We start from the raw sequence: 8,128 nt of genomic DNA, 5'->3' as shown, positions 1-8,128 counted from the left end.
CCAACCACACGGTGGTCCAGCGCCTGGCCAAGGCGGACGGCGCCGTCGAGGCCACCTACCGGTGCGACGCGGCGGTCTACTCCTGCGCGACCGCCCCGGGCGGCCGCTACGTCTTCGCCGGCGACTCCTCCTCGTCCGTGTACTGCTTCGCCGCCGACGGCACCCGGCTGTGGAAGCTCGGCACGGGCGGCGGCTCGGCCCTGTCCATGCAGTACCTCGACGAGAAGCTGTACATGGTCACCACGGAGGGCTCCCTGATCTGCGTCGACGCCACCGACGCCGCGATCGCCGCCGCCCAGTCCGGCAGCGTCCCCACCCCGCTCGACATCAAGTCCGCCGCCGCCCTGCCCACCTACGCCCCCGCCACCACGGTCCAGACGGTGGCGGCCCCGCCGGCCGACGGCATCGTCGTCGAGTGCGTCCAGGAGGGCAGCAGGCTGCGGGTCCACGTGATCTCCGACGGCTACGACCGCGCTTGGAACGTCCAGTTCCCCCGGCACATACGCCGGCCCGGCGCCCGCTACGTCGTCGACGCCCTCTCCCCCGCGCCCTCCGGCTTCTACCGGGTCCGCGGCGAGATCCGCCGCATCCTCTGACGCCGGACGGCCCCCGGCGCCCCGGCACCCCCTCCCCGTGCTCCACGCTCCGGTTCCGCCGGGCGCGCCGCGGGTGGATCCTGGAAGGGAGACGTCGCGTGGAGATGTTGCGTCATGCGTACTGGCAATGAACCCGTCACGGCACGCAGCCCCCTGCGGCTCCGGTTCGGGCTCGCCGTCTGGGGCTTCCTGTGCACCGCCGCCGGCACCGCGGCCTTCGCCGTCGCCGGACGCGTGGGCTGGGCGGTGGCCTGCGGGGTGCTCGCCCTGGTGACCGCTCTGGACCTCACCCTGATCGCCCGGCACATCCGGCAGGGCGCGCACTACCAGCCGGGGCGCGACGTGCCGCCGTACGAGCCGGTCAAGGAGGACGAGCCCAAGGGCTAGCCGGCTAGCGAGCGGGCCGGAAACGGGCGGCAGGACCAGCCGCCCGGCCCCGCTCATCGCCCGCGCCATTCGTGCCGTCCGCGCCGTCCGCCTCGTCGAGGCGCTCCCACGCGGACCGGACGGTGTGCGCGTGCTCGCCGAGGGCGTCCGCGTAGGCGCCGACCCGCAGGGCCGCGCGCAGGCCCAGCCGGCCGGAGAGGATGTCGCGGGCCATCTCCTGGAGGACGTCCCCGGCGCCTCCGGCGGCCAGCTCGCGGAGGGCGGTGTGGACGGCGCGGGCCTGGGCCCGGTCCCTGCCGGGTGCGAGGAACTCCTCGTACCCGACTTCGCGCTCGTGCTGTTCGGGCATGGTCTCGGCTCCTTGTCGGCAGTCGGGCGGCCGGTCAGACGGCCGGGTGGTCGTAGCCGGCCCGGGGCAGCTGGAAGCGGTTGAGCTTGGCCATGGCCTCGCCGCCGACCCGCCCGATGGTTCCGTAGCACGCGTTGACGGCCAGCTGGGCGGTGTTGAGGAGTTCGGTCATCCGTTCCCACTGCTGGAGGATGAACCGGGCCTCCTGGGCTCCCAGTGCGTAGCCCATGACGGCACCGCACCCGGTCCAGCCGGTCGCCGTGCCGGCCGCCGTGGTGATCGCGACCGTGATGAGCGCGTCGAGGATCGCGAGGAGGCACTCGCCCATGGCCTCTCCGGTGGCGGACACCGCCCGGGCCACGGCGCGGTACTCGTCGCTCATCACGTCCAGGGAGTCGCGGAACTCCTCCAGGTCGCGGCGGAGGGTGTCGAAGTACGCGAACGCGGCGTCGGCGGCGTTCCCGTCCCAGGTACGGTCGGCGTGCCGGTTGCCGGCGTCGAGGTTGCGCGCCATGGCGTCGCAGGCCCGTCCGAGGTTCCGCCACGCCTCGGCACACCGGGCGTACGCCTTCCAGTCACCGGCGAACTTGGTCTGCGCCCACTTCACGGGGTCGGTCCCCAGCACGAGCTCGGCCAGTTTGACGAGCCAGGAGGCCGGGGTCAGGAAGTCGGCGACCTCATTGATCGTCTTCAGCGGGTCGGCGAACTCCTCCGGTTCGCGGGGCGCGGTGAGGAAGGCGGTGGGGTGCGCGATGTCGGCGAAGGCCATCGGGGTCACCGCCGCGGCGCGGCGTAGCAGGCGTCCAGCTCGGTGGCGACGCGCCGGTCGGTGCGCCGGTAGTAGGAAGCGGAGGTGCGCAGTTCGCGTGCGGAGTCCGCGAGGATGCCGGCGAGGCGTTCCAGCGCGCGCGACACGTCGTCGCGCAGTTCGTCGTGCTGGTCGGAGACGAGGCCGATGAGGCCGCCCTGGACCCATCCGATCCGCGTGCGGGAACGGGCGTACTCGAGCGCTCCCCGCGCGTCCTCGGCACCCCGGTGCACCTGGCCGGCGAATTCCTCCAGCTGCGCGGGATCGACTCGAAGCTGCAACGCGCGACTCCTTCGGTCAGGTTTGGTCAGGTTTGGTCAGACGGTCAGTCGGACGTGAGAGGTCCGGCCAGGCGGACGGCCGTCACGGCGATACACAGGCCAGCACGAGGGACAGCACCAGTCCGCCCAGCCCCACCCGGCGCAGCCAGAGGGGGGAGGAACCCAGCCGGGAGCGGGCGACGAGTTCGTCCGCCGCGTGGCACTCGCCGGGGCTCCGGGGGGTGAACCCGGCCACGAGGATGACCAGGCCCTGGGACGCACCGACGAGGGCGAGGAAGAAGAACATCGACCAGGCCCAGCACGCCCGCATGCGGACCGGCGCGTAGAAGGACGCCTCGCGGTAGACGGCCACCCGCTCCCCGGGCACGTACCAGCCGTCCACCTCGGCGTCGGTCCGCACGGACCCACCGTCGGCGGAACGGAACACGCCGGAGCAGACGCTCCGGTCGCCCGTGCGGCCCGACGACCGCTCGGTGCGGCAGTGACCGACCGTCAACGTGCCGGTGTGCGACGCGAAGCCGGCGGCCTTCACCGCCTGCGCGAAGCACACCGCCATGAAGGCCAGGCCCGCCAGGACGAGGCCCAGGCCGCGGAGCCGCGGCGCGAGCCGTGGTCCCGGCGGCGGCGCGAGAGGGCTCACACCGAGCAGTTCCGGCATGGCCATGGGGCTCCTCGAAGCGGTTCGGGGGTGCTGTCGAGGGCGTAACGCTAGCCGCGGCGCGGGGCTGACGCGGCGTGTGTGGCGGTGGGCCCGGCGGTTCGCCGGAGGCCCCGGCCGGGCGTGACCCCTTGCGCGGAAAGGGCTCGGGCGTGCCGGCCCGGGGCGCGACGGGCCTGACGGCACATCACCCGATATGACGAACCGACCGGTCAGCCGTCCCCGTCCCGCGCGGCCCGCTGGGCGAGCCGGTCCCAGACCTCGTCCACCTGGGTCCGGAGCGCCTCCAGCGAGCCGTCGTTGTCGATGACGATGTCGGCGACCGCCAGACGTGCCTCGCGGGTGGCCTGGGCGGCCATACGGGCGCGGGCCTCGTCCGGCGTCATGCCGCGCAGCCGGACGAGGCGGTCCAGGCGGGTGTCGTCGCCGGCGTCGACGACCACGACGAGGTGGTAGCGGGGGGCGAGGCCGTTCTCGGCGAGGAGCGGCACGTCGTGGACGACGACGGCGTCCGGTGGCGCCGCGGCCTCCAGTTCGGCGGAGCGGGCGGCGACCAGGGGGTGGACGATGGCGTTGAGCGCGGCGAGGCGGGCCGCGTCGGCGAAGACCACGGCGCCGAGGGCGGGGCGGTCGAGGGCTCCCTCGGCGGTGAGGACGCCGGGGCCGAACTCGGCGACGACGGCGGCGAGGCCCGGTGTGCCGGGCTCGACGACCTCGCGCGCGATCCGGTCGGCGTCGACGATCACCGCTCCGTGCGCGGCGAGGAGCCGCGACACCTCGCTCTTACCAGCTCCGATTCCGCCCGTGAGGCCCACTTTCAGCATGGGCCCCACGGTACAGAGCGGCGGCTCAGTGGCCGCTCTCGCCCTCCCTGTCGGCGAGGAAGCGCTCGAATTCGGCGCCCAGCTCCTCGGCGGAGGGCAGGTCGACGGGCTCGGCCACCAGGCTGCCGCGCGTCTCGGCGCCGGCGAGCGCGTCGTACTGGTGCTCGAGTCCGCGGACGAGGGAGACGAGCTCCTCGTCGCCCTCGGCGAGCTGGCGCTCGATCTCCTCCTGGGTGCGCAGGGCGGCCGTGCGCAGGGCGTGGGCGGTGTCCGGCAGGACGAGGCCGGTGGCGGCGGTGATCGCTTCGAGGGCGGTCAGGGCCGCGTCGGGGTAGGGCGAGCGGGCGACGTAGTGCGGGACATGGGCGGCCACGCCCAGCACGTCGTGGCCGGCCTCGGCCAGCCGGTACTCGACGAGCGACTCGGCACTGCCGGGCACCTGCGCCTCGTCGAAGTAGCCGCGGTGACCGGGCATGAGGTCGACGCGGTTGCCGTGCGGGGTGAGGCCGACGGGGCGGGTGTGGGGTACTCCCATGGGGATGCCGTGGAAGTTGACGGACAGGCGGACGCCGAGCCGCTCGACGAGCTGCCGGACGGCGACCGCGAAGCGCTCCCACTCGACGTCCGGCTCGGGGCCGGACAGCAGGAAGAAGGGGGCGCCCGTGGCGTCCTGCACCAGCCGCAGTTCGATCTTCGGGGTGTCGTAGGCGGTCCAGCGGTCCCGCTCGAAGGTCAGCAGGGGGCGGCGCGCCCGGTAGTCGATGAGCCGGTCGTGGTCGAAGCGGGCGACGACCTGGTGCGGCAGGGCGTCGAGCAGCCGGGCGACGATCTGGTCACCGGTGTCACCGGCGTCGATGTAGCCCTCGAAGTGGTAGAGCATGACCAGACCGGCCGTGTCCTGGGCCAGGGCCAGGTCGGCCACGGCGAGCCCCTTGGGCTCCCATTCGTACAAACCCTGCGGATCCAACACGGTGTCCGTTCCTCCTCATGTTCCGTACGGGGGAACGCTCTTGGGGGTGCGGCCATTCCCGCCTGCCCGCGCGGTGCGCGAATACGCCCGGTGAACGAAAAACGCGTGAGGCCCGCTCCCCCGAGGGGGAGCGGGCCTCACGTCGGTCAGCTGTCTGCCGTCAGGCGGTCAGCCGCGAGGGGCAGAGCCTCAGCTCTGGCCGCCCGCGAGCTTCTCGCGCAGCGCGGCGAGCGCCTCGTCCGACGCCAGGGCGCCGGAGCTGTCGGCCGACTCCGAGGAGTACGAGCCGCCGGAGACCTGGCCACCGGCCTGCGGGGCGGCCTGGGCACCCTCGGCCGCAGCCTCGGCGTCCGCCTCGCGGGACTTGATGACCTGCGCCTGGTGCTGCTCGAAGCGCTGCTGCGCCTCGGCGTACTGGCGCTCCCACTCCTCGCGCTGCTTCTCGTAGCCCGGCAGCCAGTCGTTGGCCTCGGGGTCGAAGCCCTCGGGGTAGATGTAGTTGCCCTGGTCGTCGTAGGACGCGGCCATGCCGTACAGGGTCGGGTCGAACTCGACCACGGACGGGTCGGCACCGAAGGACTCGTTGGCCTGCTTCAGCGAGAGGCTGATGCGGCGACGCTCGAGGTCGATGTCGATGACCTTGACGAAGATCTCGTCGTTGACCTGGACGACCTGCTCCGGGATCTCCACGTGGCGCTCGGCCAGCTCGGAGATGTGGACCAGGCCCTCGATGCCCTCGTCGACGCGGACGAACGCACCGAACGGAACGAGCTTGGTGACCTTACCCGGGACGACCTGACCGATCTGGTGGGTCCGGGCGAACTGCTGCCACGGGTCTTCCTGGGTCGCCTTGAGCGACAGGGAGACGCGCTCGCGGTCCATGTCGACGTCGAGGACCTCGACCGTGACCTCCTGGCCGACCTCGACAACCTCGGACGGGTGGTCGATGTGCTTCCAGGACAGCTCGGAGACGTGGACGAGACCGTCGACGCCGCCCAGGTCCACGAAGGCACCGAAGTTGACGATGGAGGAGACGACGCCGGAGCGCACCTGACCCTTCTGGAGGGTGGTGAGGAAGGTCTGGCGGACCTCGCTCTGGGTCTGCTCCAGCCAGGCGCGGCGGGACAGGACCACGTTGTTGCGGTTCTTGTCCAGCTCGATGATCTTGGCCTCGAGCTCCTTGCCCACGTAGGGCTGGAGGTCGCGGACACGACGCATCTCGACCAGGGAGGCCGGGAGGAAGCCGCGGAGGCCGATGTCGAGGATGAGACCACCCTTGACGACCTCGATGACGGTACCGGTGACGATCCCGTCCTCTTCCTTGATCTTCTCGATGGTGCCCCAGGCACGCTCGTACTGGGCGCGCTTCTTCGAGAGGATCAGGCGGCCTTCCTTGTCCTCCTTCTGGAGAACCAGGGCCTCGATCTCGTCGCCGACCTTGACGACCTCGTTCGGGTCGACGTCGTGCTTGATCGAGAGCTCGCGGGAGGGGATGACACCCTCGGTCTTGTAACCGATGTCGAGCAGGACCTCGTCCCGGTCGACCTTCACGATGACGCCGTCGACGATGTCGCCGTCGTTGAAGTACTTGATCGTCTCGTCGATCGCGGCGAGGAAGGCTTCCTCGTTACCGATGTCGTTGACCGCAACCTGCGGGGTGGTGGCGGTGGTCTCGGTGCTGCTCGTCATGTGGGAAAGGGCTCCGGTACGGACATTGAGTCGTAGGTACTGCTACGCCGAGAGCCCGTATCGCACCGCCGAAGCCGGACAGCCTTGGAGGAACACTCACCGGGACCCGGGGTCACCAGTAGCGCCTCTACAACCGAGGGGACATACAACAAGTGCGAGCGCGGCCTGCTCCGTCTGAGGCGCGCAGGCCCGCAGCGCAACTTGTAGCATACGGGGGCAGCCGGACACGGTCAATGCGCGAAGGCGCACACCAGGGACGAATCCCAGCAATTCCGGCGCAACTCGCGTCGTGCGAGGCCACGAGGGCCACCGCGTACCCGCAGCGTCACGCTCGGGTGAGTACTTTACCGGTCACCGTCCGTACCGGTCTTCGCACCGCATCCGCACCGAGCCCGCACCGATCCCCCTTGCCGACCCCGCTGCCGATCCGCCCGCCGATCCCCCGCCGATTCGGCCCGGGGGCACCACCGCCGAGATGATCAACGACATGATCGACGATTCCCCGGAGTACGAGCCCGAGGCGACCCGCCGCGCCACCGACGAGACGGAGAGCAGCCGGGCCAGCCGCGGCTGGTGGGACCGCAACGCCGACGAGTACCAGAACGAGCACGGCGGCTTCCTCGGTGACGACCGGTTCGTCTGGGGTCCCGAGGGGCTCGACGAGGCCGAGGCCGCGCTGCTCGGCCCGGCGGAGTCGCTGAAGGGCCTGGACGTCCTGGAGATCGGCGCCGGCGCGGCGCAGTGCTCGCGCTGGCTCGCCGCGCGGGGCGCCCGTCCCGTCGCCCTGGACCTCTCCCACCGCCAGCTCCAGCACGCCCTGCGCATCGGCTGCGGCTTTCCGCTGGTCGAGGCGGACGCGGGGACGCTGCCCTTCGCCGACGGCTCCTTCGACCTGGCCTGCTCCGCCTACGGCGCCGTGCCGTTCGTCGCGGACCCGGTGCGGGTGATGCGCGAGGTACGGCGGGTGCTGCGGCCCGGCGGGCGCTGGGTCTTCAGTGTCACCCACCCCATCCGCTGGGCGTTCCCCGACGAGCCCGGCCCCGAGGGCCTGTCGGTCGCCGCCTCCTACTTCGACCGCACGCCGTACGTCGAGCAGGACGAGACGGGACGGGCCGTCTACGTCGAGCACCACCGCACCGTCGGCGACCGGGTGCGCGACGTGGTGGCCGCCGGGTTCCGGCTGGTCGACCTGGTCGAGCCCGAGTGGCCCGACTGGAACACGCAGGAGTGGGGCGGCTGGTCCCCGCTGCGCGGCCATCTGATCCCCGGCACCGCGATCTTCGTCTGCGTCCGCGATTGACCGACCGGGCGGCCGTCCGGCCCGGTCGCGCGGTGGGTGAGACTGGTTCCGTGATCCACGCCGACGCCCTCGAAGCACTGCCCGTACGCCACGCCGTGCCCGCCCTCGTGGCGGCGCTGGACGAGCACGGCGTCGCGGTGCTCAGCGCGCCGCCCGGCACGGGCAAGACGACGCGCATCACTCTTCGTGCAACAGCAACTACGCAGAGGTGTTTTCCGGGGGCTCCGGCGAGTACACGGAGGCCACGACGCACGGCACCCGGCTGC

The 8,128-nt window shown here is 72.1% G+C and carries 11 protein-coding genes; 4 read left to right on the top strand and 7 right to left on the bottom strand.

Annotation, left to right across the window (positions count from 1 at the left end):
* On the top strand, positions 1-596 hold a 596-nt coding region (locus AB0K09_RS25555), incomplete at its 5' end, for a PQQ-binding-like beta-propeller repeat protein (protein ID WP_366067732.1).
* A gap of 114 nt (positions 597-710) precedes the next feature.
* Entirely contained in the window at positions 711-983 is a 273-nt protein-coding gene (locus AB0K09_RS25550; RefSeq protein ID WP_366067730.1) for a DUF6343 family protein, read from the top strand.
* 4 nt (positions 984-987) lie between these two features.
* Here AB0K09_RS25550 and AB0K09_RS25545 read toward each other — a convergent pair whose 3' ends face one another.
* The 7 genes from AB0K09_RS25545 to rpsA form a co-directional block, all read right to left on the bottom strand.
* Positions 988-1,332 (bottom strand): hypothetical protein, encoded by a 345-nt coding sequence (locus AB0K09_RS25545; protein WP_366067729.1) that lies wholly within the window; start codon positions 1,330-1,332, stop codon positions 988-990.
* A 34-nt stretch (positions 1,333-1,366) separates the two neighbouring features.
* The gene (locus tag AB0K09_RS25540) at positions 1,367-2,101 is read right to left on the bottom strand and encodes a hypothetical protein (protein WP_366067728.1); all 735 of its coding nucleotides are present in this window, start codon (positions 2,099-2,101) and stop codon (positions 1,367-1,369) included.
* 5 nt (positions 2,102-2,106) lie between these two features.
* Positions 2,107-2,421, bottom strand: coding sequence for a type VII secretion target (locus AB0K09_RS25535; protein ID WP_366067727.1), 315 nt, complete (start codon positions 2,419-2,421; stop codon positions 2,107-2,109).
* Between the two features lie 82 nt (positions 2,422-2,503).
* Positions 2,504-3,085, bottom strand: coding sequence for a hypothetical protein (locus AB0K09_RS25530; protein WP_366067726.1), 582 nt, complete (start codon positions 3,083-3,085; stop codon positions 2,504-2,506).
* A gap of 206 nt (positions 3,086-3,291) precedes the next feature.
* Entirely contained in the window at positions 3,292-3,903 is a 612-nt protein-coding gene (coaE, locus tag AB0K09_RS25525; protein ID WP_366067725.1) for a dephospho-CoA kinase, read from the bottom strand.
* A 25-nt stretch (positions 3,904-3,928) separates the two neighbouring features.
* Complete coding sequence (locus AB0K09_RS25520) at positions 3,929-4,873, bottom strand: PAC2 family protein (protein WP_366067724.1); 945 nt, start codon at positions 4,871-4,873, stop codon at positions 3,929-3,931.
* 189 nt (positions 4,874-5,062) lie between these two features.
* Positions 5,063-6,562, bottom strand: a complete 1,500-nt coding sequence (rpsA, locus tag AB0K09_RS25515; RefSeq protein WP_366067723.1) for a 30S ribosomal protein S1 — start codon at positions 6,560-6,562, stop codon at positions 5,063-5,065.
* 475 nt (positions 6,563-7,037) lie between these two features.
* Here rpsA and AB0K09_RS25510 point away from each other — a divergent pair, with 475 nt between their 5' ends.
* Positions 7,038-7,862 carry a methyltransferase domain-containing protein gene (locus AB0K09_RS25510; RefSeq protein WP_366067722.1) on the top strand — a complete coding sequence of 275 codons (825 nt, stop codon included), beginning with the start codon at positions 7,038-7,040 and terminating at the stop codon, positions 7,860-7,862.
* Positions 7,863-7,912: 50 nt separating this feature from the next.
* On the top strand, positions 7,913-8,128 hold a 216-nt coding region (locus AB0K09_RS25505; RefSeq protein WP_366067721.1), incomplete at its 3' end, for a hypothetical protein.

The sequence above is a fragment of the Streptomyces sp. NPDC049577 genome (assembly GCF_040675635.1).
Taxonomy (GTDB): Bacteria; Actinomycetota; Actinomycetes; order Streptomycetales; family Streptomycetaceae; genus Streptomyces.
This window is presented reverse-complemented; position numbering and strand designations above follow the sequence as displayed.

Excerpts from the sequence above, each read along its gene's own strand:
- AB0K09_RS25550 (WP_366067730.1), top strand. The coding sequence starts at position 711 with ATGCGTACTGGCAATGAACCCGTCACGGCACGCAGCCCCCTGCGGCTC.
- AB0K09_RS25545 (WP_366067729.1), bottom strand. The coding sequence starts at position 1,332 with ATGCCCGAACAGCACGAGCGCGAAGTCGGGTACGAGGAGTTCCTCGCA.
- AB0K09_RS25540 (WP_366067728.1), bottom strand. The coding sequence starts at position 2,101 with ATGGCCTTCGCCGACATCGCGCACCCCACCGCCTTCCTCACCGCGCCC.
- AB0K09_RS25530 (WP_366067726.1), bottom strand. The coding sequence starts at position 3,085 with ATGGCCATGCCGGAACTGCTCGGTGTGAGCCCTCTCGCGCCGCCGCCG.
- coaE (WP_366067725.1), bottom strand. The coding sequence starts at position 3,903 with ATGCTGAAAGTGGGCCTCACGGGCGGAATCGGAGCTGGTAAGAGCGAG.
- rpsA (WP_366067723.1), bottom strand. The coding sequence starts at position 6,562 with ATGACGAGCAGCACCGAGACCACCGCCACCACCCCGCAGGTTGCGGTC.
- AB0K09_RS25510 (WP_366067722.1), top strand. The coding sequence starts at position 7,038 with ATGATCAACGACATGATCGACGATTCCCCGGAGTACGAGCCCGAGGCG.